At 71.4% G+C, this 23300-nt stretch carries 21 protein-coding genes and 1 riboswitch; of the genes, 6 read left to right on the top strand and 15 right to left on the bottom strand.

The window, feature by feature from the left end:
• Window positions 1-19: 19 nt before the first annotated feature.
• The 4 genes from ACWDYF_RS06030 to ACWDYF_RS06015 form a co-directional block, all read right to left on the bottom strand.
• Window positions 20-1057, bottom strand: coding sequence for a C40 family peptidase (locus ACWDYF_RS06030; protein WP_381743707.1), 1038 nt, complete (start codon window positions 1055-1057; stop codon window positions 20-22).
• Window positions 1058-1315: 258 nt separating this feature from the next.
• Window positions 1316-2350 carry a C40 family peptidase gene (locus ACWDYF_RS06025; protein ID WP_381743706.1) on the bottom strand — a complete coding sequence of 345 codons (1035 nt, stop codon included), beginning with the start codon at window positions 2348-2350 and terminating at the stop codon, window positions 1316-1318.
• Window positions 2351-2641: 291 nt separating this feature from the next.
• Window positions 2642-3991 (bottom strand): NYN domain-containing protein, encoded by a 1350-nt coding sequence (locus tag ACWDYF_RS06020; RefSeq protein WP_381743705.1) that lies wholly within the window; start codon window positions 3989-3991, stop codon window positions 2642-2644.
• Between the two features lie 60 nt (window positions 3992-4051).
• Window positions 4052-4291, bottom strand: a complete 240-nt coding sequence (locus ACWDYF_RS06015) for a hypothetical protein (protein WP_018567422.1) — start codon at window positions 4289-4291, stop codon at window positions 4052-4054.
• Between the two features lie 154 nt (window positions 4292-4445).
• Between ACWDYF_RS06015 and ACWDYF_RS06010 the strand changes: the two genes are divergently transcribed.
• The gene (locus ACWDYF_RS06010) at window positions 4446-5198 is read left to right on the top strand and encodes a rhomboid family intramembrane serine protease (protein ID WP_389466901.1); all 753 of its coding nucleotides are present in this window, start codon (window positions 4446-4448) and stop codon (window positions 5196-5198) included.
• Window positions 5195-5476 (top strand): Lrp/AsnC family transcriptional regulator, encoded by a 282-nt coding sequence (locus ACWDYF_RS06005; RefSeq protein ID WP_018567420.1) that lies wholly within the window; start codon window positions 5195-5197, stop codon window positions 5474-5476. Before ACWDYF_RS06010 ends, ACWDYF_RS06005 begins: the two co-directional genes overlap by 4 nt.
• Before the next feature lie 36 nt (window positions 5477-5512).
• Here ACWDYF_RS06005 and ACWDYF_RS06000 read toward each other — a convergent pair whose 3' ends face one another.
• From ACWDYF_RS06000 to ctaE, 6 genes are all read right to left on the bottom strand, one after another.
• Window positions 5513-6874: an aminotransferase class V-fold PLP-dependent enzyme gene (locus tag ACWDYF_RS06000; RefSeq protein WP_381743703.1), complete on the bottom strand. Its 1362-nt coding sequence runs from the start codon at window positions 6872-6874 to the stop codon at window positions 5513-5515.
• Between the two features lie 184 nt (window positions 6875-7058).
• A riboswitch (SAM riboswitch) is annotated at window positions 7059-7175 on the bottom strand.
• A 104-nt stretch (window positions 7176-7279) separates the two neighbouring features.
• Window positions 7280-8344 (bottom strand): anthranilate phosphoribosyltransferase, encoded by a 1065-nt coding sequence (gene trpD / locus ACWDYF_RS05995; protein WP_381743702.1) that lies wholly within the window; start codon window positions 8342-8344, stop codon window positions 7280-7282.
• 161 nt (window positions 8345-8505) lie between these two features.
• The gene (gene qcrB, locus ACWDYF_RS05990; RefSeq protein ID WP_381743701.1) at window positions 8506-10146 is read right to left on the bottom strand and encodes a cytochrome bc1 complex cytochrome b subunit; all 1641 of its coding nucleotides are present in this window, start codon (window positions 10144-10146) and stop codon (window positions 8506-8508) included.
• The gene (qcrA, locus tag ACWDYF_RS05985) at window positions 10143-11201 is read right to left on the bottom strand and encodes a cytochrome bc1 complex Rieske iron-sulfur subunit (RefSeq protein ID WP_381743700.1); all 1059 of its coding nucleotides are present in this window, start codon (window positions 11199-11201) and stop codon (window positions 10143-10145) included. Before qcrA ends, qcrB begins: the two co-directional genes overlap by 4 nt.
• Complete coding sequence (gene qcrC / locus ACWDYF_RS05980) at window positions 11198-12007, bottom strand: cytochrome bc1 complex diheme cytochrome c subunit (protein ID WP_389466906.1); 810 nt, start codon at window positions 12005-12007, stop codon at window positions 11198-11200. Before qcrC ends, qcrA begins: the two co-directional genes overlap by 4 nt.
• Before the next feature lie 62 nt (window positions 12008-12069).
• Window positions 12070-12690, bottom strand: a complete 621-nt coding sequence (gene ctaE / locus ACWDYF_RS05975; protein WP_026252473.1) for an aa3-type cytochrome oxidase subunit III — start codon at window positions 12688-12690, stop codon at window positions 12070-12072.
• A gap of 201 nt (window positions 12691-12891) precedes the next feature.
• On the opposite strand from ctaE, the gene ACWDYF_RS05970 reads away from it, so the two are divergent.
• Window positions 12892-13290 carry a response regulator gene (locus ACWDYF_RS05970; protein ID WP_381743698.1) on the top strand — a complete coding sequence of 133 codons (399 nt, stop codon included), beginning with the start codon at window positions 12892-12894 and terminating at the stop codon, window positions 13288-13290.
• 64 nt (window positions 13291-13354) lie between these two features.
• Here ACWDYF_RS05970 and ACWDYF_RS05965 read toward each other — a convergent pair whose 3' ends face one another.
• The 4 genes from ACWDYF_RS05965 to ctaC all read right to left on the bottom strand — a co-directional run bounded on the left by ACWDYF_RS05965 (window position 13355) and on the right by ctaC (window position 17855).
• On the bottom strand, window positions 13355-14626 hold the full coding sequence (locus ACWDYF_RS05965) for a L,D-transpeptidase (protein ID WP_018567412.1): 1272 nt from the start codon (window positions 14624-14626) through the stop codon (window positions 13355-13357).
• Between the two features lie 132 nt (window positions 14627-14758).
• On the bottom strand, window positions 14759-15157 hold the full coding sequence (locus ACWDYF_RS05960; RefSeq protein WP_018567411.1) for a cytochrome c oxidase subunit 4: 399 nt from the start codon (window positions 15155-15157) through the stop codon (window positions 14759-14761).
• Window positions 15154-16899 carry an aa3-type cytochrome oxidase subunit I gene (ctaD, locus tag ACWDYF_RS05955; RefSeq protein WP_018567410.1) on the bottom strand — a complete coding sequence of 582 codons (1746 nt, stop codon included), beginning with the start codon at window positions 16897-16899 and terminating at the stop codon, window positions 15154-15156. Before ctaD ends, ACWDYF_RS05960 begins: the two co-directional genes overlap by 4 nt.
• Window positions 16896-17855, bottom strand: coding sequence for an aa3-type cytochrome oxidase subunit II (gene ctaC / locus ACWDYF_RS05950; protein ID WP_018567409.1), 960 nt, complete (start codon window positions 17853-17855; stop codon window positions 16896-16898). Before ctaC ends, ctaD begins: the two co-directional genes overlap by 4 nt.
• 521 nt (window positions 17856-18376) lie before the next feature.
• Between ctaC and ACWDYF_RS05945 the strand changes: the two genes are divergently transcribed.
• Window positions 18377-19801, top strand: a complete 1425-nt coding sequence (locus ACWDYF_RS05945; RefSeq protein WP_389466910.1) for a cysteine desulfurase/sulfurtransferase TusA family protein — start codon at window positions 18377-18379, stop codon at window positions 19799-19801.
• Window positions 19802-19863: 62 nt separating this feature from the next.
• Here ACWDYF_RS05945 and ACWDYF_RS05940 read toward each other — a convergent pair whose 3' ends face one another.
• The gene (locus tag ACWDYF_RS05940) at window positions 19864-20838 is read right to left on the bottom strand and encodes a carbohydrate kinase family protein (RefSeq protein WP_381743696.1); all 975 of its coding nucleotides are present in this window, start codon (window positions 20836-20838) and stop codon (window positions 19864-19866) included.
• A 131-nt stretch (window positions 20839-20969) separates the two neighbouring features.
• On the opposite strand from ACWDYF_RS05940, the gene ACWDYF_RS05935 reads away from it, so the two are divergent.
• Both ACWDYF_RS05935 and ACWDYF_RS05930 read left to right on the top strand, forming a co-directional pair.
• Complete coding sequence (locus ACWDYF_RS05935; protein ID WP_037893496.1) at window positions 20970-21215, top strand: hypothetical protein; 246 nt, start codon at window positions 20970-20972, stop codon at window positions 21213-21215.
• Between the two features lie 227 nt (window positions 21216-21442).
• Entirely contained in the window at window positions 21443-23191 is a 1749-nt protein-coding gene (locus tag ACWDYF_RS05930; protein WP_389466914.1) for a hypothetical protein, read from the top strand.
• Window positions 23192-23300: the final 109 nt, after the last annotated feature.

Here is a 23300-nt window from a genome sequence, read left to right as displayed (position 1 = left end):
CGGCGGCGCCGGGGCGCCGTCAGACCCTGGTGACCGACGAGATCGGCAGCATGTTCACGGGGTCGTAGCGCACCGGGGCGCCCGGGTGCGGGGCGTGGATCACCCGGCCGCCGCCGACGTACATGGCCACGTGGCTGGCGTCGGAGCGGTAGACGACGAGGTCGCCGGGCCGGGCCTGGGAGAGCGGGATCTGCCGCCCGGCGTAGCGCTGCTCCTGCGAGGTGCGCGGCAGATGCACCCCGGCCTGTGCGTACGCCCACTGCATGAGGCCCGAACAGTCGAAGCCGGAGGGGCCGTTGGCGCCCCACACATAGGGGCGGCCGAGCGCGGAGCGGGCGGCGGCGAGGGCGGCGGCGGCGCGTCCGGAGGCGGCCGGACCGGCGTCGGGCCCGGACAGGAGGTCGTCGCGGCCGGAGCGGGAGACGCTGGTGTAGGCGTCGCGCTCGGCGCGGGTGAGGGAGTTCAGCAGCCGCCGGGCCTGGGCCAGTTTGCGTTCCACGGTGTGCTTGTGGGCGGCGACGGCGGTGCGGCTCTTCTCCAGTTCGGCGAGGGCGGCGGTGGCCTCGGCGCGCTGCTGGGCGAGCGAGCGCAGCGCCTGGCGCAGCGCCTGGAGTTCACCGGCCTGGTGCGCGCCGATCCGGTCCAGGGTGCTCGCCCGGTCCAGGTACTCGGCCGGGTCGCGGGAGAACAGCAGCGCCAGGGACGGGTCGATGCCGCCGGAGCGGTACTGCGCACCGGCCACCGAACCGATCGACTCGCGCAGGGTGTTGACGCGCTGCTGCCGGCGGGCGATGCGGTCCTGGGCGTCGTGCACCTGGCGGCGCAGCGCGTCGGCGTGTTCGTCGGCCCGGTCGTAGTCCTCGGTCGCCTTCTCCGCCTCGTGGTAGAGGCGGTCCACCTCGGCCCGGGTCCCGCCGTGCGGTGCGGCGGCGGCCGGGGCGGCGGCCGGCAGCGCGCCCAGGGCCGCGGCGGCGGCGGACAGCACGGTGACGGCGGCACGGGCGGCACCGGTGCCCCGGTCGGGACCGGACGGTGCAAGACGGCGATGGGACCCCACGGGAAGCCGAACTCCCTCCACTGGTCAGCACGGACGGTCTCCCCTCGGGCCGCGGGTGCGGCGCGGTGCGCCACGGCGGTGGGGGAAACGCGGCCGACAGTAGCCGCGTCGGCACGCACCGGCCAAAGACCTCGGCGGGCGTACGACACGGCGCCCCGCCTCCGACACAGGTCAGGGGCGGGGCGCGGGGTCAGCGTGCGTTGATGCGATTCGCCCGTTCGGGCGGTGTGACGGCGTGCCGGTGGAGCCGGTTCGGACTCAGATGCGGACGCCGAACTGGAAGGGCATGTTGCCGATCGCCTCGTAGCGCACGTTGGCGCCGGTGTGCGGGGCGTGCAGGACCATGCCCTTGCCCGCGTACAGGCCGACGTGGTGCAGGTCGCCGTAGAAGAGCACCAGGTCGCCGACCTGGAGCTGGCTCTGCGAGTAGATGCGCTGGCCGGCGTTGGCCTGGGCCTCGGAGGTGCGCGGGATGGAGACGCCGGCCTGGGCGTAGGCCCAGGAGGTCAGGCCCGAGCAGTCGAAGGAGGACGGGCCGGTGGCGCCGTAGACGTAGGGGGTGCCGATCACGCTCTGGGCGGCGGAGAAGGCGGCGCCCGCGTGGCCGCTGCCGGGCGTTATCTTGCCCATGGAGACGCGCTCGGTGCCGCGGGTGGCGCGGGACTGCTCGGCCTGGGCGAGCTGCTGCTTCTCCTGCGCGGTCAGGGTGTTGAGGAGCTTCTGCGCCTCGGCCAGCTTGCTCTGGACTTCCTTCTTCTTGTTGCCCAGTTCGGTGCGGGTGGCCGAGAGGTCCTTGAGCTTGCCGGTGGCCTCGGCGCGCTGCTGGGCGAGCTGGCGCTGCTTGTCCTGGATCTTCTTCAGGGAGTCGGCCTGCTGCCCGCTGACCTGGCTGAGGGTGGCCGCCTTGTCCAGGTACTCGTCCGGGTGGGACGAGAGGAAGAGCTGGAGGGAGGGGTCGATGCCGCCGCTGCGGTACTGGCCGGCCGCCATCGAACCGAGGCCGTCGCGCAGCTTGTTGAGGTCCTGCTGACCGCGGGCGACGTTGTCCTGGATGGTGGAGATCTCCTTCTGGAGCTTCTCCTGCTTCTCCTTGGCCCCGTTGTACTTCTCGGTGGCCTGCTCCGCCTGCTCGTAGAGCGCGTCGACCTTGGACTTGACCGCGTCCTTGCTCGGCTTCTCGCTCGGTGCCGCGTTGGCCGCCTGCGCGCTGATCGCGACGGCGGCGGCTGCCGCGGTGGTGAGCATGGTCACCCGGGCACGGCTGGGCTGTTTGGGTCGACGGTGGGACGCCACGGAAGCGAGCTCCTTCTTGTGAGTGATCACCCGCTCGGAGGTTCGAAGCCAGACCCTAGTGACCTCATCGTGATGAATTCAAATCCTACCGACAAGAAAACCCGTCACGCACCGCATTCTTTGCCAGGAACTCACCAGGGGTGAGGCCCGGTTGACGCTACGTCGCGTGACGGTTCCGTCAATTCGGGCATCAAACCTCTCCGTTGCGAATGAGCAGGAGATCGTCTTATGTCCGGAATCATCCGCATCGCGGACGCTCTCAGCCGCGGACGCTCTCGGCCGCAGACGTTCTCAGCCGCGGAACAGGCGCTTCAGGAGCATCGCCGACGCCACCGGCCGCGCCCCCGCCCTGGCGACACCGTCGGCCACCTCGCGGTCGGTCGAGGCGACGATGACCGGCCGGCCCGGCGGCTCGGCCCGCACCAGCTGGCGGATCAGCTCGTCGGCGGTGACCCCCGGTTTGGAGAACAGCACCCGCACCCCGCGCGGCGGCGCGAGCAGCACCGGCGCCGCCAGCTCCGCCCCGTCGAAGACACAGGTGACCTCGGCGCCGGTCTGCGCGGCGAGCTGCGAGAGCTGCCCGAGCAGGCGCAGCCGCTGCTTCTCCAGCGGCATCTGCGGATAGCCGGTCTTGGTGACGTTGTAGCCGTCGACGACCAGATGCGCCTGCGGCAGCGCCAGCAACTGGTCCAGGATCGCCGGGTCGTGCTCGGACAGCGCCCGCGCGGCGATGTCCTTCGGCGTCATCCGGCCCGGCTCCACCGCGTCCACGGTCTCGGCCGGCCGTACGGACACCGGCGGCAGCGCGAGTTCGCGCCGCAGCCCCTGCGCCGCCTCCAGCACGGTGTCCAGGAGCAGCCGCACCCGCATGTCCTCGACGCTGCGGCCCTCGCGCGCCGCCTTGCGGGTGGCCTCCAGGGCCGCCTCCGCCTCGCCCAGCCGGGCCTTGAGGCGCCGGTTCTCGCTCTCGGCGGCGGACACCTGCACCTGCCCCTCGGCGCGCACGCTCTCCGTCTCGCCGCGCGCCTTGCGCAGCGCCGCCTCGCCGCGCTTGACGTCGCTGAGCGCGGCGCGCAGCTTGCGGTGCAGCGCCTCGGTCTCCCGGCGGGCCGCGTCCAGTTCGGCGCGCAGGCGCTCGGTCTCGGCGCGGGTCTGCTCGCGGGCCCCGGCGAGCTGCTCGCGCAGCCGCTCCAGTTCGGCCCGGCTCTCCTCGTCGGCGCGCTCGGCGTGCGCCCGCAGCGCCTCCTCACCGGCGGCGGTCACCAGCTTCACCCAGCCGGCGGGGCGCAGCACATAGGCGGCGGCGGCCACGTCGAGCGGGTCGGCGGCGGGCGGCGGCGCCCCGGAGTCCAGGGCGCCGCACAGCTCGCCCTGCGCCTCGCGGAACTTCTCCCCGACCCGCTGCCGGAACAGCGGGTCGGTCTCCAGCGCCGCCGCCATCGCGTTGCCCGCGAACTTGGCGCGGCGGTTGGGCGCGAACCGGGCGTACTGGCGTAGCTGCGCGGGCAGCTCACCGACGGTCAGTTGCCCGAAGGCGTCGGCCACGATCTGCACGACCCGGCGCCGTACGCCGTCGGGCAGCGGACGGTCCAGCACCTCAGCGGCGCCGTCGCCCGGCTCCCCGCCTTGTGTCTGCGCCATCCGTCACCCCAATGCGTCACGGGATCCCCGCGGGGACCACCTGTGCGGGGCCCGCTCCGCTCAGGAGCCGGCGCCCGGCCTGTCCACGAGTTCCACCTTGTCCACGGCGTTGCACCAGCGGCAGCGCACCGACTCGATGGTCTCACTGACGACCTCGCGCTCCTCGACCGTGGGCTCACCGGCCAGGTCGAGGTGGACGTACTCGACGACCTTCGACGAGCGCGTCACGTCGAAACGGGTGAGGTTGCCGCACAGCGTGCAGCGCCACCGCGTCGTGGCGGTCGGCAGGGGAACCGTCATCGTGGCTGCTCACTTTCCTTCCGGGACCGTGCCGCGCCGGTGTCCCCGGAGCGTCGGCCGTAACCCTACGGCCTGGGAGCCACTCGGCGCCCGGCTGTCCACGGCGGCGAGGCGCTGTGTGCGGATGCGTCCCGTTACGCCATGCTCTGTGCACATGACCAGCTCCAGGAACGCGGTGCCCGCCCGAGTCCTCCGGGTCCTGCGGGCGGTACGGACCACGCGCGCGCCGGTGACAAGTGCGATGCTCGTCCTGTGCTGCCTGGTCTTCGCGATGAGCCCGGCCTCCGGCCTGATCCCGTCCTACGGCACCGGGCACGGACTGCTCCTCGCCCAGCAGGCGTACTTCCGGCGCTGGGGCGTGGTCCCCGCCGACCTGTTCTCGGGCTCGGCGCGGGCGGCGCTCACCCCGGCCACGGCGCTGTTCGTGCACGGCAGCTGGGTGCATCTGCTCGGCAACATGCTCTTCCTGCACGTCTTCGGCGCGATGACCGAGCAGCGCCTGGGCCGGGTCCGCTTCACCCTGTTCTACCTGGGCTGCGGCTATCTGGCCCTGCTGGGGTACGCCGCCGCGCACGCGGACTCCGGCCAGACCCTGGTCGGGGCGTCGGGGGCGATCTCGGCGGTGCTCGGCGCCTTCCTGTACCTGTTCCCGCGGGCCCGGGTGACGAGCCTGCTGCCGTTCCTGTTCTTCCTGCCGCTGCGCCTGCCCGCCTGGGTGGTGCTGCCCTTCTGGGCGGCCCTCCAGTGGCTGGCCGCGGGCCGGGCAGGCGACGGGCCGGGCGTGGCGTACCTGGCCCATGTCATCGGCTTCGGCCTCGGCTTCGGCTGCGCGTGGGCCGCCCACGGGCGCACGGCTAGAGTGAAGGTCAGCCCCGCTCCGGCCCCCGAGGGAGAGAACCAGCCGTGATCACCGCGATCGTCCTCATCAAGACCAGCGTGGACCGGATCCCCGAGATCGCCGAGCGGATCGCCTCGCTGGAGAGCGTCAGCGAGGTCTTCTCCGTCACCGGCACCTACGACCTGATCGCCATGGTGCGGGTGGGCCGGCACGAGGACCTGGCGGAGATCATCCCGGGCCGGATCAGCAAGATCCCCGGGGTGGAGGCGACGGACACGCACGTGGCGTTCCGTACGTACTCGCAGCACGACCTGGAGGCGGCGTTCGCCATCGGTCTGGACTCCTGACCTCCGGCCGGTCTGCCGCCTCCGGGGCCGCGCGCCTCACACCGCCGGGACGCAGCGGCCGTCCTCCGTGCGGTAGCGCCACTTGGCACCGTCGCTGACCAGCTCGCGCACCGCCGTCACGAAGCGCTCCACGTGCTCGTCGGGGGTGCCCGCGCCGAAGCTGACGCGGATCGCGTTGAGGGACTTCTCGCCGGGCGCGGCCTCGGGGGCACCGCACTCGCCCTGGGTCTGCGGGTCGCTGCCGAGCAGGGTGCGCACCAGCGGGTGGGCGCAGAAGAGCCCGTCGCGCACGCCGATGCCGTACTCGGCGGAGAGCGCGGCGGCGAAGTGCGAGCTGTTCCAGCCCTCGACGACGAACGAGATCACACCGACCCGCGGGGCGTCGTCCCCGAACAGGGAGAGCACCCGCACCTGCGGGACCGCGGCCAGGCCCTCGCGGACCCTGTCGATGAGGTGCTGCTCGCGGGCGACCAGCGTGTCGAACCCGGCCTCGGTCAGCGCCTTGCAGGCCGCCGCGATGGAGTAGGCGCCGATGACGTTGGGCGAGCCGGCCTCGTGGCGGGCGGCGCTGTCGTGCCACTCCACGTCCACTCCCCCGTCGGTGCGGCGGGACACCCGGCGGCTGGCGCCGCCGCCCGCGAGGTAGGGCTCGGCCTCGCGCAGCCAGTCGGCGCGTCCGGCCAGCACGCCGGAGCCGAAGGGGGCGTACAGCTTGTGCCCGGAGAAGGCGATCCAGTCGACGTCGAGGTCCTTGACGGACACCGGGTGGTGCGGGGCGAGCTGGGCGGCGTCCAGCACGATCCGGGCGCCGTGCGCGTGGGCGGCGGCGGCCAGTTCCCGTACCGGCCACAGTTCGCCGGTGACGTTGGAGGCGCCGGTGACGCAGACCAGGGCCGGGCCGTAGGGCTCGCGGTCGGCCAGCGCCCGCTCCAGCGTGGCCACGGCCTGCTCCGGGGTGCGCGGGGCGTTCAGATAGGTCACCTGGGCGTCGCGCCAGGGCAGCAGCGAGGCGTGGTGCTCGGTCTCGAAGACGAACACCCGGCAGTCGGCCGGGACCACCCGGGCCAGCAGGTTCAGCGAGTCGGTGGTGGACCGGGTGAACACCACCTGGTCGTCCGCGCGGCAGTCCAGGAACTCGGCGACGGTGCGGCGGGCGTTCTCGAACAGGTCGGTGGAGAGCTGGGAGAGGTAGCCGGCGCCGCGGTGCACGCTGCCGTAGTACGGCGCGTAGGCGGCCACGTCGTCCCAGACCCGCTGGAGCGCGGGGGCGCTGGCCGCGTAGTCGAGGGCGGCGTAGGTGACTTCGCCGCCGGTGACGAGCGGCACGGTGACATCCCGGCCCAGAACGGGCAGCGGGGCACAGACGGACTGGTCGGCGGCAGCGGTGGAGACAGACATGGGGGAACTCCCGTGAAGGCAGGGTGAACCGACCGCGCGAGCCCGGCACGGGGCACCGGCGCGGAAGGGTGAAGTGGGTGTGCGGAGGCGGGGCTCGACGCCCTAACGCATTCGCTTGCTCACGGAAGGCTCCCTCGACCGACCAGGACCCCTGGCCCCGCACTTCCCCGGGAAGCGCGCGAGGGGTCCGCGCTTGCCGTAGACCTCGCTGCCTACGACCTGGTCTTCACCCGGGGCACCCCGCCACGGACGGAGGGTTGCCGGACAGCCGGCCGGGGCCACATGGCTGTCACTCATGACCTGGTGCCATCCTGCCACACGATCTTCTGTGCGCAAGGCGCGGTCCGGATCGTGGACCGCGCCCCGCGTCACCTCACCGCGTGCGGACGCGCACCGTGGGGGCGCTCAGGCGTTGCTGGCGGCCACCCAGCGCTCCAGCGTGCCCCGGGCCGCCCCGGAGTCGATCGACTCGGCGGCCCGCGCCATACCGGCCCTGATCCGCTCCGCCAGCGTCCCGGAGCCCGGCTCCAGGGCGACCAGGGCAGCCGCCGAGTTCAGCAGCACCGCGTCCCGTACGGGACCGTGCTCGCCGTCCAGCAGGCGGCGGGCCACCTCCGCGTTGTAGGAGGCGTCGGCGCCGCGCAGCGCCTCCACCGGCACCAGGTCGAGGCCGACGTCGCGGGGGTCGAAGCGCTCCTCGGTGACCGTGCCCTCGTGCACCACCCAGACCCGCGAGGTGGCCGTGGTGGTCAGCTCGTCCAGGCCGTCGTCGCCCCGGAAGACCAGGGAGGAGTTGCCGCGCTCGGCGAAGACGCCCGCCACGATGGGCGCCTCGTGGGCCACGGCCACACCGACCGCCTGCGCCTTCACCTGGGCCGGGTTGGTCAGCGGGCCCAGCAGGTTGAACACCGTGCGGATGCCCAGCTGGCCGCGGGCCGCGCCCACATGGCGCAGCGCCGGGTGGAACTTCACCGCGAAGCAGAAGGTGATCCCGGCCTCCTCGGCGACCTCGGCGACCCGGCGCGGCGTCAGATCGAGGTTCACGCCCAGCTTCTCCAGCACGTCGGAGGCGCCGGAGGCGGAGGACGCGGCCCGGTTGCCGTGCTTGACGACCTTGGCGCCGGTGCCCGCCACGACGATCGAGGACATGGTGGAGATGTTCACCGTCTTGGCGCCGTCGCCGCCGGTGCCGACGATGTCGACGGTGGCGCCGGGCACCTGGATCACCTTGGCGTGCTCGTACATCGTGCGCACCAGGCCGGTGATCTCCGCGACGGTGGCGCCCTTGGCGCGCAGCGCCACCGCGAACCCGGCGATCTGGGCGTCGGTCGCCTCGCCGCCCATGATCCGGTCCATGGCCCAGGCGGTGTCGTCGGCGGTGAGGTCTCGGCGGTCCAGCAGGCCGTTCAGCAGGACGGGCCAGGAACGGCCCGCCGCGGTGTCGCCTCCAGCGGGGGTCACAGCGCTCATAAGCCGCTCCTGATCCGGTGTCCCGGCCGGTGTTCCGGGCCATGGGACGGGGGGTGTCGTATCACCGTCCACCCTATCCAGCCCGGAGGACGGCGAAGGGCCCCGTCCGGGGTTCGGACGGGGCCCTCCGGCCTGGCGTGGCGACGCTCAGGGGTCAGTGATCAGTGGTGGCCGTGGCCGCTCGTGATCTCCTTGTACTCCTCGACGGTCGGCTTCGAGATCTGGCTGTCCTCGCCGTAGTACGCGTTGCTGAGCTTGGCGCGCAGCTTCTCCGTACCGCCGACCTTGCGCTCGACACCGTTCTCGTCCACCGTCGGGCCGATCTCGGCCGGCTCGTACTGGTGGTGGGCGGTGAGGGTGTACAGCTGCTCCTGGCTGAGCGGCTCGTGGACCTCGATGAACTCACCGTGCGGCAGGCGCTTGATGATGCCGGACTCGCGGCCGTGCAGCACCTTCTCCTTGTCCCGGCGCTGGAGGCCGAGGCAGATCCGCTTGGTGATCACGAAGGTGATGACCGGGACCACGAAGAACGCGATCCGCACGAACCAGGTGATGGCGTTGATCGACAGGTGGAAGTGGGTGGCCCACAGGTCGTTTCCACCGCCGACCAGCAGCACGAAGTACCAGGCGATCCACGCGGCGCCGAACGCGGTGCGGGTCGGGACGTTGCGCGGGCGGTCCAGGATGTGGTGCTCGCGCTTGTCGCCGGTGACCCAGGACTCGATGAACGGGTACACCGCGAGGGCGATGAGGACCACACCGAAGAGCACCAGCGGGATGAACACGCCCAGGACCAGCGTGTGGCCCCAGAAGTTGATCTCCCAGCCGGGCATCGCGCGGATCAGGCCCTCGGCCATGCCCATGTACCAGTCGGGCTGGGCGCCGGTGGACACCTGGTCCGGCCGGTAGGGGCCGATGGCCCAGATCGGGTTGATCTGCGCGATCGCCGCGACGGCCGCGACGGCGCCGAAGACCAGGAAGAAGAAGCCTCCGGCCTTGGCCATGTAGACCGGCAGCAGCGGCATGCCGACGACGTTGTTGTTCGTCTTGCCGGGGCCCGCGAACTGCGTGTGCTTGTGGTAGAAGACCAGGATCAGGTGGCCGACGACCAGGCCGAGCATGATGCCCGGCAGCAGCAGGATGTGGATCGAGTAGAACCGGGCCACGAAGTCGTGGCCGGGGAACTCGCCGCCGAAGAGGAAGTACGAGACGTACGTGCCGACGATCGGCACGGACAGGATCGCGCCCTCCATGAAGCGGACACCGGTGCCGGACAGCAGGTCGTCCGGGAGCGAGTAGCCGGTGAAACCGGTGAACATGCCCAGGACGAACAGCAGGAAGCCGAACATCCAGTTGATCTCACGCGGCTTGCGGAACGCGCCGGTGAAGAACACGCGCATCATGTGCACGAACATGCCGGCGAGGAAGATCAGCGCCGCCCAGTGGTGGATCTGCCGGATGAGCAGACCACCGCGCACCTCGAAGGAGATGTGCATGGTCGAGTTGAACGCTTCACTCATCAGCTGTCCCTGGAGCGGGACGTAGCTGCCGTGGTACACCACCTCGTTCATCGACGGGTGGAAGAACAGCGTCAGATACACACCCGTGAGGATGATGATCAGGAAGCTGTAGAGGCAGACCTCACCCAGCATGAACGACCAGTGGTCGGGGAAGATCTTGCGCATGTTGGCCTTGGCCAGGCTGTAGATGCCCAGCCTGCCGTCGGCCCAGTCGGCGAGCTTCTCGCCGGCCGGTGCCTTGCCGCGCGAGCGGTTCGGCTCGTTGCTTGCTGCAGTACTCATCCGCGCTCCCAGAATGCAGGACCGACGGGCTCCTCGAAGTCGCCGAGCGCTTCGAGGTACCCCTCGCTGTCCACGCCGATGCGCAGCTGCGGCAGGGCGTGACCGGCCGGGCCGAAGATGACTCGGGCACCGTCGGAGAGGTCGAAGGTGGACTGGTGGCACGGGCACAGCACGTGGTGCGTCTGCTGCTCGTACAGGGAGATCGGGCAACCGACGTGGGTGCAGATCTTCGAGTAGGCCACGACGCCCTGGTACGACCAGTCCAGCTCGCGCTTGTCCTTGATGTTGTCCGGCTGGAGCCGGACGATCATCAGGGCGGCCTTGCCGATCTCGGTCTGGAAGTCCTCGTCCGTCTCCTCCAGGCCCTCGGGCTTGGCGAAGGTGAGCGAACCGACGATGACGTCCTCGGGACGCAGCGGCTGGTTGGTGTTCATGTTGACCAGGCGCTTGCCCTTGGCCCACAGGGTGTGCCGCAGCGTCTCCTTGGGCAGCGGGCCCAGGTCGCGCAGCAGGAACAGACCGGACAGCGGCACCAGGGTGAGCGCGCCCAGCATGGTGTTGCGGATCAGCGGCCGGCGGCCGATCGCGGACTCCTTGGCGCCCTGCTTGAAGTCGGCGTGGACCTTCGCGCGGACCTCGGGGGACGCCTCGATCGGGTGACGCTCGTCGGCGACCTCGGCGTCCGACATCAGCGTGCGGGCCCAGTGGACCGCGCCCGCGCCGATGCAGAACAGCGCCACGCCCAGCGTCAGACCCAGCGCGAAGTTCATCGCGCTGATGTGCCCGAGCGGGAAGACGTAGATCGACTTGTCGTTCGGGATGGTCACGTACGAGGCGATGAAGCCCGCGGTGGCCAGCATGGAGACCGTGAACAGCATGGCGACGACGCGCTCGGACCGGCGGGCGGCCTGCTCGTCGATGTCCTGGATCCGGTGCTCGTGGGGCGGCAGGCCCGGGTCGGCGAACGGGTTCTTGTCGTCCGCGACCTCTGCGGCGGTGTGCGCCGCGCCCTGCTCAGCAGGCAGGTTCTCTTCTGGGATGTCTTGGGTACTCATGACTTCTTGGCCTTTGCGGTCCGAGCGGCGACCCACACGGCGACGGCGACCAGCGCGCCCAGTCCGAAGATCCACGCGAACAGACCCTCGCTGACCGGCCCGAGGCCACCCAGTTCGAGACCGCCGGGGTTGTCCGAGTTGTCGCTGTTGACCGCGTTCAGGTACGCGATGATGTCCTTCTTGTTCTTCTCCGACAGGGTCGTGTCGGGGAAGGAGGGCATGTTCTGCGGGCCGGTCTGCATGGCCTCGTAGATGTGCTTCGGGTCGACACCCTTGAGGTCCGGGGCGAACTTGCCGTGCGTGAGCGCACCGCCCTTGCCGGTGAAGTTGTGGCACTGGGCGCAGTTGGTGCGGAACAGCTCACCGCCCTTGGCGATGTCCGCGCCCTCCGGGCTGTACTGGTTCGTCGTCGGCACGGCCGGGCCGGCGCCCAGGGAGGCGATGTACGCCGCCAGCTGGTCGATCTCGGCCTGGGTGTAGATGACCTTCTTGCGCGGGACCTGCGCGCCGGGCTGCTGGGCCGGCATACGGCCGGTGCCCACCTGGAAGTCGACTGCCGCGGCGCCCACGCCCACCAGGGACGGACCGTCAGTGGTGCCCTGACCACCGGTGCCGTGGCAGCTTGCGCAGCCGACCTGGTAGAGCTTCTTGCCCTCCTCGATGGTGAGGGACTGAGCCGACTCGTCGGCCTTCGCCTTGCTCGCGGGCGCGAACGCGGTGTACAGCCCCCCCGTGGCCGCCAGCGCGAGAAGGAGGACGACGACCGCCGCCAGCGGATGGCGTCGTCGTGCGGAGAGCTTTTTCACGGATTACCCCGGTGTCAGGATCTTCTGCGTCGATGCTTTGCGGACTGGGATCGGTTCGTCGGCTACTTGATCAGGTAGATCGTGGCGAAGAGGCCGATCCAGACGACATCGACGAAGTGCCAGTAGTAGGACACGACGATGGCCGCGGTCGCCTGCTCGTGGGTGAACCTCTTGGCCGCGTAGGTGCGGCCGAGGACCAGCAGGAAGGCGATGAGACCGCCTGTCACGTGCAGGCCGTGGAAGCCGGTGGTCAGGTAGAACACCGAGCCGTACGGGTCGGAGGAGAGGGAGAGCCCCTCCTCCTTCACCAGGCTCGTGTACTCGTAGATCTGACCGCCGATGAAGATCGCACCCATGATGAAGGTGACGATGAACCAGCCCCGGAGCTTCTTCACGTCACCGCGCTCGGCGGCGAAGACGCCGAGCTGGCAGGTGAGCGAGGAGAGCACCAGGATCGTGGTGTTCACCGACGAGAAGGGGACATTGAGGCTGTCCGCCATCTCCTTCCAGTGCGCCGGACCCGTCACCGATCGCAGGGTGAAGTACATCGCGAAGAGGGCCGCGAAGAACATCAGCTCGGAACTCAGCCAGATGATGGTTCCGACGCTGGTGAGGTTCGGCCGGTTGACCGACGGGTGCGCGTGCCCGGTTTCTACTGTCGTTGCTGTCGCCACGACCGACATTATGTCGGTCGCTTATCCCGCCCTCACTCCGGGGGGTGCCGTTCGGAGTGTCTGTGGGGTGTGTCCAGCCCGTATGGCCCATCGAAGGGGTGTTCCAGGCGGTGTTGGCGGGGTGGCCGAGGGAGTAGCATCCGCGCCATCGGTACCCGGAAGTTCCCGAACATTGCTGTGTCTTCTCGAGTCAAGATGCGTGGAGGAACAATGCAGGCGACCGCCACGGTGCTGGTCTACAGCGACGACGCCGACACCCGGGAGCAGGTGCGGCTGGCCACCGGCCGGCGGCCGGCCCAGGACGCGCCCCTCGTGGAGTTCGTGGAGTGCGCGACGCCGGCGGCGGTCCTCGCCGAGCTGGACAGGGGCGGGATCGACGTGTGCGTCCTGGACGGCGAGTCCGTCCCGATGGGCGGCATGGGGATGTGCCGCCAGATCAAGGACGAGGTCTTCCGCTGCCCGCCGGTGCTGCTGCTGATCGGGCGGCCCCAGGACGCCTGGCTGGCCACCTGGAGCCGGGCGGACGCGGCCGTGACCCTGCCGGTGGACCCGGTGGAGTTCGCGGGCGCGCTGGCCGCGCTGCTGCGCCGCAAGGCTCTCGTCGCCTGAGCGCCCGGGGCGGGCCGCGGCCACTGACCGCGGACCGCCCCGGGGCAGGCCCTCGTACGGCCTCTCAGAGGCTCTGCGGGCGCAGCCTGGACTGGTCCGCCTGCGGGCTGCCGGCCTGCGGACCGCCGCTCAGGGCGCTGCCCTGGAGCCACTTCTGCCAGGACAGGTTCCAGTCGCCGTAGCCGTTGTCGAACAGCTCCATCGGGTCGCCCTTGGAGTTGACGACCTGCACGACGTCGCCCTCGTGGATGTGGTCGAAGAACCACTTGGCGTTCGGCGTGCTCATACCGGTGCAGCCGTGGCTGACGTTGGCGATGCCCTGGGAGCCGATCGACCAGGGCGCGGCGTGCACGAACTCCCCGCTCCAGGTCACCCGGGTGGCGTAGTAGACCGGCAGGTCGTAGGAGTCCGTCGAGCCCGCGGCGATGCCCACGGTGGAGCTCTTCATCCGCACGAAGTACTGCTTGGCGAGGACCACCTTGACGCCGTTGCGGGTCTCGAAGCCGGGCTTGCCGGTGGTGACCGGGATCTCCTTGATCTTCTCGTCGTTGCGGTAGACCGTCATCGCGTGCGTGGCCGCGTCCGTGACGGCGACGACGCGGTCCCCGGTGGTGATGGTCAGCGGCTTGGCGCTGCCGCCGTAGAGCCCGTCGGCGATCCGGATGTCCTCCAGGGTGCTGCGCACCTCGACGGTGGCGTTCGCGGGCCAGTAGTCGCGGGGCCGGTAGTGGAGCTGCTTGTCGTCCACCCAGTACCAGGAGCCCTGCACGGCGGGTGTGGAGCGCACCTGGAGGCCGCGCTCCACGATGGCGCGCTGCGCCTTGTCCTTCACGGGCTGGTCGAGTTCGGCCACAAGGGGCTCGCCGACGCCGTAGGTGCCCGCCTCCGGGCCGAACTCGATGTTCAGGCGCCGGGTGGTGGCGGGCTTGCTGGTGTCGAAGGTGAGGACCTTGCGGCCGGGTGCGCCGTCGTCGTTCTCGGTGCGGACCGTGAGCGTGTAGTGGGCGCCGGCGGCCAGCGGCGAGGTGCTGTGCCAGCGGCTGCCGTCGGCGGCGAGTTCGCCCGCGACGTGCCGTCCGGTGGCGTCCTCGGCGCTGACGTCCGTGAGGTGTCCGTCGGAGCCCGTGGCGGTGACCACCAGGGGCTTGTCCGGGTCAACCTTCTTGCCGGCCTCGGTGGGCCCGCTGAAGGTGATCTGATCCGCCGCGTCGTACGGGTCGGCGGCCAGCGGGTTGCCGTCCGCGCCGCAGGCGGTGACGCCCGCGCCGAGGGCGACCACCAGCAGAGTGCAGCTGAGACCGGCCTTTGCGCCCCGGGAGAACAGTTCGGTGCTCATGGCAGCACGCTAAGGAGCCCCGTCAACTCCGGCACGGTGGATCGTCCGTCCGGGGGACGCCGGTACGACAAAAAGAGGGAACCCGGACACTCGTTCGATGGAGTGCCCGGGTTCCCCGAAGTGCGCCCTGTGCTACTGGGTGCGGTTCTCACCGCGGTAGTACTCGAAGACCCAGCCGAACAGACCGATCAGGATGATCGGAGCGCCGAAGTACAGCAGCCACCAGCCCAGGGCCACGCCCAGGAAGGCCAGCGCGCCACCGACGCCGAGCGCGAGCGGCTGCCAGCTGTGCGGGCTGAAGAAGCCCAGCTCACCGGCGTCGTCCGCGACATCGGCCTCCTTGTCGTCCTGAGCGCCGGCGTCGACCCGCTTGGCCGTGAAGCCGAGGTAGAAGCCGACCATGATGCTCAGGCCGAACGAGAGGAAGAGCGCCGTGGTACCGGCCGGCTCCTTCGACCACACGCCATAGACGATCGCCATGACGAGCAGGAAGACGCTCAGCCAGATGAACATCTTGCCCTGGATCTTCACTTGCCGGCCTCCTTGCCGCCGGCGACGGCAGCCTTCTCGGACCCGCCGTGACCGGCGTTCTCCAGCTGGTCCAGCGCGGCGATCTCCGGGTGGTGCAGGTCGAACGCCGGGGATTCACTGCGGATCCGCGGCAGGGTGAGGAAGTTGTGCCGCGGCGGCGGGCAGGACGTCGCCCACTCCAGGGAGCGGCCGTAGCCCCACGGGTCGTCCATGTTGACCGGCTTGCCGTACTTGGCCGTCTTCCACACGTTGTAGAAGAACGGCAGGATCGACAGGCCGAGCAGGAAGGAGAAGATCGTCGACACCGTGTTCAGCGCGGTGAAGCCGTCCGCCGCCAGATAGTCCGGGATACGTCGCGGCATGCCCTCGGTGCCCAGCCAGTGCTGCACGAGGAAGGTGCCGTGGAAGCCGATGAACAGCATCCAGAAGGTCATCTTGCCCAGGCGCTCGTCCAGCATCTTGCCGGTGAACTTCGGCCACCAGAAGTGGAAGCCGGAGAACATCGCGAAGACGACCGTGCCGAAGACCACGTAGTGGAAGTGGGCCACCACGAAGTACGAGTCGGAGATGTGGAAGTCCAGCGGCGGCGCCGCCAGGATGACACCGGTCAGACCACCGAAGGTGAAGGTGATCAGGAAGCCGGTCGCCCACAGCATGGGTGTCTCGAAGGAGAGACTGCCCTTCCACATGGTGCCGATCCAGTTGAAGAACTTCACACCGGTCGGTACCGCGATCAGGAAGGTCATGAAGGAGAAGAACGGCAGCAGCACACCGCCGGTGACGTACATGTGGTGCGCCCACACCGTCACGGAGAGGCCCGCGATGGAGATCGTGGCACCGATCAGACCCATGTAGCCGAACATCGGCTTGCGGGAGAAGACCGGGATGACCTCACTGATGATGCCGAAGAACGGCAGGGCGATGATGTACACCTCTGGATGGCCGAAGAACCAGAAGAGGTGTTGCCACAGCAGTGCTCCGCCGTTGGCCGCGTCGAAGATGTGCGCACCGAACTTGCGGTCCGCCTCCAGGGCGAACAGCGCGGCGGCCAGCACCGGGAAGGCGAGCAGGACCAGCACCGCGGTCAGCAGCACGTTCCACACGAAGATCGGCATGCGGAACATGGTCATGCCGGGCGCGCGCATGCAGATGATCGTGGTGATGAAGTTGACCGAGCCGAGGATCGTGCCGAAGCCGGAGAAGGCCAGACCCATGATCCACATGTCGCCGCCGATGCCCGGCGAGTGCACCGCGTCGGAGAGCGGCGCGTAGGCGAACCAGCCGAAGTCGGCCGCACCCTGCGGGGTGAGGAAGCCGCCCACCGCGATGAGCGAGCCGAACAGGTAGAGCCAGTAGGCGAACATGTTCAGCCGGGGGAAGGCCACGTCCGGCGCGCCGATCTGGAGCGGCATGATCCAGTTCGTGAAGCCGGCGAACAGCGGCGTCGCGAACATCAGCAGCATGATCGTGCCGTGCATCGTGAACGCCTGGTTGAACTGCTCGTTCGACATGAGCTGGAGGCCCGGACGGGCCAGCTCGGCACGCATCAGCAGCGCCATGACGCCACCGATGCAGAAGAACGCGAACGACGTCACCAGATAGAGCGTGCCGATCGTCTTGTGGTCGGTGGTCGTCAGCCACTTCACCACGACGTTGCCGGGTTGCTTGCGCCGGACCGGCAGCTCGCTCTCGTATGAGCCCGCAGCCGCCGCGGCACCCTGAGGTTCGTTGAGGATGCTCACAGGTTGTTCGTCTCCCGGTTCTTCTCGTGGCTCGTCTGCGCGATGCCGGCGGGAACGTAACCGGTCTGCCCCTTCTTAGCGAGGTCCTTGAGGTGCTGCTCGTAACGCTCCGGCGAGACGACCTTCACGTTGAACAGCATCCGGGAGTGGTCCTGGCCGCAGAGCTCGGCGCACTTGCCCTTGAAGGTGCCCTCCTGGTTGGGGGTCACCTGGAAGGAGTTGGTGTGGCCGGGGATGACGTCCATCTTCATCAGGAACGGGACCACCCAGAAGGAGTGGTTCACGTCCCGCGAGGTGAGGATGAAGCGGACGGTCTTGCCCTTCGGCAGCCACAGGGTCGGGCCCGGGTTGCCGGTCTGCGGGTTCCGGGTGCCCGGGGTGCCGTAGTCGTAGACACCGCCGGCGGCGGCCGGGAAGTCCTTCTTGAACCGGTCCGGAATGGCCGTCAGGTTCTTGTCGGTCTTCGCGTCACCCGCCGAACCGGCGACCGGCGTGACGTAGTTGAAGGCCCAGCTCCACTGGTAGCCGACCACGTTGACCGTGACGTCGGGCTTCTTCGATTCGTCGAGAAGCTTCGACTCGTCGCGGGCCGTGAAGTAGAAGAGCACCGAGACGATGATGAGCGGGACCACCGTGTACAGGGCCTCGATGGGCATGTTGTACCGGGTCTGCGGAGGTACCTCGACCTTGGTGCGGCTGCGCCGGTGGAAGAAAGCACTCCACAGGATCAGACCCCACACCAGCACGCCGACCGCGATCGCGGCGGCCCAGGACCCCTGCCACAGGGAGAGGATCCGCGGAGCCTCTTCCGTGACCGGGGTGGGCATACCCAGCCGGGGGAAGTCCTTGTATGTGCAACCGGTTGCGGTCGCCAGGACCAGGCCCGCAGTCAGTGCCTGCAGCAGCTTCCGCCGCATCGGGCGCCGCGGCGAGCGGTCGGAGCCGTTGGGACTCACGTAGCGCCTTCCCGAGAGTCTCGCCCGCGCGGTTGGCTGCGGCCTGCCTTCTCGCTGGTCGGTCGCCGCCCTGCGTCGGGCAGGGGTTTGGATGTTTATGCGGACCAAACCCTACTGGACGCCTTCCGGCGGGTCGCGGGGAGGGGGGCCCAACGCGCCGCGGGTCACGCCGACGGGTGGGATGCCCTGAAGTGGGGCGCTTCGCCGGGGCGTGCCGGGCGCGCACCGGGGTGCCCAACGGGGCGGGCGTAGGCCGTTCGTGGCGAATGGGGGGCAGGCGGGGGCGGGTGCGGGACGGGCGGGGCGAACGGGACGGGTGGGGGCCGGTCGGGGCGGAGGCGGGCGTTCCGCACCGGCGCGGCGGTGCGGGGGCGGGCGCGGGGCGGTGGGAGCGGAGGCAGGCGGTCCGCACCGGCGGGGCGGTTCGGCTGCGGGCGCGGGGCGGTGCGGGGGCGGGCGCGGGGCTGGCGTGGTGCCTCCCGAGGTTCCCCGGTGCCCGGCGGGGCGCTTAGCGTGAACCCGTGCCCTACTTCGACGCCGCTTCCGCCGCTCCCCTGCACCCCGTCGCCCGCCAGGCCCTGCTCGCCGCGCTCGACGAGGGGTGGGCCGATCCCGCGCGGCTCTACAAGGAGGGGAGGCGCGCGCGGCTGCTGCTGGACGCGGCGCGCCAGGCGGCGGCGGAGGCGGTGGGATGCCGGGCCGACGAGCTGGTGTTCACCTCGTCCGGCACCCGGGCCGTGCACACCGGTGTCGCGGGGGCGCTGGCCGGGCGGCGTCGGGTCGGACGTCACCTGATCGTGTCAGCGGTCGAACATTCCTCGGTGCTCCATTCGGCGGAGGTCCACGAGGCGGCGGGCGGGACGGTCGGCCGGGTCGCGGTCGACCGGCACGGCGCGGTGAGCGCCGGTTCCTACGCGGCGGCGCTCGGCCCGGACACCGCGCTGGCCTGCCTCCAGTCGGCCAACCACGAGGTGGGCACCGAGCAGCCGGTCGCCGAGGTGGCCGAGGTGTGCCGCGCCGCGGGGGTGCCACTGCTGGTGGACGCGGCGCAGTCGCTCGGCTGGGGGCCGGTCGGCGGCGACTGGTCGCTGCTGACGGCGAGCGCCCACAAGTGGGGCGGGCCGTCCGGGACCGGGCTGCTGGTGGTGCGCAAGGGCGTGCGGTTCGCCCCGCGGGGACCGGCCGACGAGCGGGAGTCGGGCCGGGCGGCCGGATTCGAGAACCTGCCGGCGATCGTGGCGGCGGCCGCCTCGCTGCGGGCGGTGCGGGCCGAGGCGGCGGCCGAGGCGGTACGGCTGCGGGAGCTGACCGAGCGGATCAGGGCGCGGGTGCCGGAACTGGTGCCGGACGTGGAGGTGGTGGGCGACCCGGTGCACCGGCTGCCGGGGATCGTCACCTTCTCCTGTCTCTATGTCGACGGGGAGACCCTGCTGCACGAGCTGGACCGGGAGGGCTTCTCCGTCTCCTCGGGCTCCTCCTGCACCAGCAGCACGCTGACCCCGAGTCATGTGCTGCGGGCGATGGGGGTGCTGAGCGAGGGCAACGTACGGGTGTCGCTGCCCGCCGGGACGGCGGCCGAGGACGTCGAGCGGTTCCTGTCGGTGCTGCCGGGCGTGGTGGCGGGCGTACGGGAGAAGCTGGGGGTGGCGGCGCAGGCGCCGGGGGCGGGGCCGCGCGAGGCAGCGGGCGCGCGTACCGGTGCCGGAGAAGGGGCCCGTGCCGGGGAGCTGGTCCTCGACACGCTCGGCAGGCGCTGCCCGATCCCCGTCATCGAGCTGGCGAAGGTCATCGGGGACGTGCCGGTCGGCGGCACGGTCCGGGTCCTCTCGGACGACGGGGCCGCGCGCCTGGACATCCCGGCGTGGTGCGAGATGCGGGGGCAGGAGTACGTCGGCGAGGAGCCGGCGGACGAGGGCTCGGCCTACGTCGTCCGCCGGGTCTCCTGACGGCCGGTCCGCCACGCGGGGCGGACCGGCGCGCGGATGCGGTCGGGCCGGGCGGGTGCGGGTCAGGCGAGGTGGGCGCGGACCTCGCCGGCCGCCTCGTCGCCGTACGCCTTGGTGAAGCGCTCCATGAAGTGGCCCCGGCGCAGCTGGTACTCCTGGGTGCCCACCGTCTCGATCACCAGGGTCGCCAGCATGCAGCCGACCTGGGCGGCGCGCTCCAGGGAGACGCCCCAGGCGAGGCCGGACAGGAACCCGGCGCGGAAGGCGTCGCCGACACCGGTGGGGTCGGCCTTGCGCTCCTCGTCCGCGCAGCCGACCTCGATCGGGTCCTCGCCGGTGCGCTCGATGCGCACGCCGCGCGCGCCGAGGGTGGTCACCCGGTGGCCGACGCGGTCCAGGATCTCGGCGTCGCTCCAGCCGGTCTTGGTCTCGATGAGGCCCTTCTCGTACTCGTTCGAGAACAGGTACGTGGCGCCGTCCAGCAGTATCCGGATCTCGTCGCCGTCCATCCGGGCGATCTGCTGGGAGAAGTCGGCGGCGAAGGGGATGGAGCGCGAGCGGCACTCCTCGGTGTGCCGGAGCATGGCCTCCGGGTCGTCGGCGCCGATCAGCACCAGGTCGAGGCCGCCGACGCGGTCCGCGACGGTCTTCAGCTCGATGAGGCGGGCCTCGCTCATCGCACCGGTGTAGAAGGAGCCGATCTGGTTGTGGTCGGCGTCGGTGGTGCACACGAAGCGGGCGGTGTGCAGGGTCTCGGAGATGCGGACCGAGGCGGTGTCGACGCCGTGCCGGTCCAGCCAGGCGCGGTACTCGCCGAAGTCGGATCCGGCGGCGCCGACCAGCACCGGGCCGGTGCCGAGCTGGCCCATGCCGAAGGCGATGTTGGCGCCGACGCCTCCGCGCCGCACGTCCAGCTGGTCGACCAGGAAGGAGAGCGAGACCGTGTGCAGCTGGTCCGCGACGAGCTGGTCGGCGAATCGGCCGGGGAAGGTCATGAGGTGGTCGGTGGCGATGGAGCCGGTGACTGCGATGCGCACGGCGTGGACGCTCCTGGTGGGCGGAGGGACTGACAGTTCACGCTACCCGTTCGGCGCGGAGTGCTGAAGCGGGCGAAACTACCCGATAGTAGATCTTTCTCGGCGGGGTGTGCCGTGCTTACGGTTCCCTCATGACGAACGAAGAGCTCCATGCCGTTCCCGTCCGTACCGCCCCGGGCGGCGATCCGGGCGGCGACCTGGACGGTGATCTGGCGTCGCTGCGCGGGGACGGCGCCCGGATGGCCCCGCGCTGGTCGGCTCCCGCCCGGAAGGCCGGAGCGGACCCGACGGCGGTGTCCCCCGCCCGCATCCACGGCGTATCGGTCCCGGACACGTCCGCCCGGCTGCTGGAGGGGATGTCGGAGTACGGCGACTGAGCGGAGTGCGGCGCCCGAGCGGTCACGGGTCCGTTGCGGGAGCTGTCGCGGGATCCGTCGCGGGATCCGTCGCGGGATCCGTCGCGGCGGGTGGAACCGGGCGCTCCTCCGGCGCGTCCCATCGCTGTCCCCCGTGAGGGGGATACGGGACACGACCCGTCGGCCGTCGACTTTGTCAGGGCCGGGTCAGGGTCACCGGACGGCTGCGCAGGCGAAGGAGCGATGCGGTGAACACCGAGCGACCGGACCACGAGGACGCGGCGAAGGCGGCGACCGCGGATGCCGCGGGGCCCGCGGGCGGTGCCGGCGGCGGGCAGGACGACCGCGGCGGCGGTGACGACGGCAGGGGCGGCGGCGGAGGCGGTGACCGCGACGGCGGGCGGAGCCCGGACGACGGGGGCGGCGGGCGCTTCCGGCGGGGCCGTCCGCCGCTGGTCGCCGCCTCGGTGGCCGCCGCCGTGCTGCTGGCGGGCGGCGGCGGGACGTATCTGGCCATGGGCGCGACGGGCGGCTCCGGCGACGGCCGTACGGGCGCCGCGGCGTCCGGCGGCCACAGCACTCCCCCGCCGCTGGCGCTGGACGACCACACCGCGACCGCCGCCCGGTCGGCACCGGGCACGGACGGCGCGGGCCCCGCCGGTGGCTCGAACGGCGGCTCGAACGGCATCGCGCCCGGTGAGCCGGACCCGTACGGCACCACGTACCGGGCGGCGGGCGCCCTGCCCGAGGGGCCCGGTTCGGCTCCGGTGTACGCGGCGCGGGGCGAGGTCACCCGCGAGGAGGCGGCGCGGCTCGCCGCGGCGCTCGGGGTGGCGGGCACTCCGGTGGCCGACGCCCAGGGGTGGCGGATCGGGAACGTCAAGGACGGCGCCGGTCCGGTGCTGCGGGTCGGCCGGGCGGCGCCGGGGACCTGGACGTTCGACCGGTATCTGCCGGGCACCGACGACTGCAAGGGCCTGATGTGCCGCCACGACCCCGCCGCGCCCGCCGCGCACCCGGTGAGCGAGGCCGCGGCACGGAAGGCGGCGGCCCCGGTGCTGAAGGCGGCGGGACAGGACGGCGCGTCGGTGGACGCGAGCCGGACGCAGGGCGCCCAGCGGGTGGTCGAGGCCGATCCGGTGGTCGGCGGGCTGCCCACGCAGGGCTGGACGACCAGCCTGACGCTCGGTCCGCAGGGCGAGGTGCTGGCCGCCGGCGGGCAGCTGAAGGCACCGGTGAAGGGCGACACGTACCCCGTGCTGGACGCGCGCCGGACGCTGGACCTGCTGAACGCGGCGCCGGGCACCGGCGGGGGCGGCGGCATCGGCGGGTGCGCCGCTCCCGTACCGCTGGAGGACCCGGCGAAGGACCGTACGAAGGACCGGCCGACGGCGCCGTGCGACCCGTCCGCCACGGGCGGGAAGACGGCCGGGGGCCCCTCCTCCGCCCCGGGCGGCGGTACACGGACCACCCTGACCGTCGAGAAGGCCGTGTTCGGGCTGGCGGCGCACCCCTCCGGGGGGCGGCAGACGCTGGTGCCGTCCTGGCTGTTCCAGGTGCGCGCGGCGGCCGGGCAGTCCCCGTTCACGGTGACGTATCCGGCCGTCGACCCGAGGTACCTGACCACGCCCGCCCCGCCGTCCGGGCAGCCGGAGCCCCGGCCGAGCGGACCGGGCGCGACCACCGCCCCGGCCACCCGTGAGGTGCACCCGGCCGGGTACAGCGTCAGCGGCGACGAGCTGACGGTGACCTTCGAGGGCGGCGTGTGCGCCGACTACCGGGTGTCGGCGAAGGAGGACTCCGGGCGGGTGACCGTCACGGTGACCGAGACGCCCTGGCAGGGCAAGGTCTGCATCATGATCGCCAAGGTGTACCACCGGACCGTGCACCTGGACCGGCCGCTCGGGGAGCGGACGGTGGTCGGCCCGGACGGCCGGGCGATCCCGTCCCGGGCCGCGGGCGCCGGGCTGCCCCAGTCGGGGACGCCGGTGCGGTGACCGGGGCGCCGGGCCGGGCGGCGCGGCGCGGTGAGGAACAGCGGAAGGCGGCAGCCCCTGGGGGGCTGCCGCCTTCCGTCGTTCGTCTGTTCGCTTCCCGTCGCGGCGG

This window comes from Streptomyces sp. NPDC003284 (assembly GCF_053589675.1).
This window is presented reverse-complemented; position numbering and strand designations above follow the sequence as displayed.

Bases quoted from the DNA above. Each gene is read 5' to 3' on its own strand.
- ACWDYF_RS06020 (WP_381743705.1), bottom strand. From the start codon at position 3,991: ATGGCGCAGACACAAGGCGGGGAGCCGGGCGACGGCGCCGCTGAGGTG.
- ACWDYF_RS06015 (WP_018567422.1), bottom strand. From the start codon at position 4,291: ATGACGGTTCCCCTGCCGACCGCCACGACGCGGTGGCGCTGCACGCTG.
- ACWDYF_RS06010 (WP_389466901.1), top strand. From the start codon at position 4,446: ATGACCAGCTCCAGGAACGCGGTGCCCGCCCGAGTCCTCCGGGTCCTG.
- ACWDYF_RS06000 (WP_381743703.1), bottom strand. From the start codon at position 6,874: ATGTCTGTCTCCACCGCTGCCGCCGACCAGTCCGTCTGTGCCCCGCTG.
- trpD (WP_381743702.1), bottom strand. From the start codon at position 8,344: ATGAGCGCTGTGACCCCCGCTGGAGGCGACACCGCGGCGGGCCGTTCC.
- qcrB (WP_381743701.1), bottom strand. From the start codon at position 10,146: ATGAGTACTGCAGCAAGCAACGAGCCGAACCGCTCGCGCGGCAAGGCA.
- qcrA (WP_381743700.1), bottom strand. From the start codon at position 11,201: ATGAGTACCCAAGACATCCCAGAAGAGAACCTGCCTGCTGAGCAGGGC.
- ctaE (WP_026252473.1), bottom strand. From the start codon at position 12,690: ATGTCGGTCGTGGCGACAGCAACGACAGTAGAAACCGGGCACGCGCAC.
- ACWDYF_RS05970 (WP_381743698.1), top strand. From the start codon at position 12,892: ATGCAGGCGACCGCCACGGTGCTGGTCTACAGCGACGACGCCGACACC.
- ACWDYF_RS05965 (WP_018567412.1), bottom strand. From the start codon at position 14,626: ATGAGCACCGAACTGTTCTCCCGGGGCGCAAAGGCCGGTCTCAGCTGC.
- ACWDYF_RS05935 (WP_037893496.1), top strand. From the start codon at position 20,970: ATGACGAACGAAGAGCTCCATGCCGTTCCCGTCCGTACCGCCCCGGGC.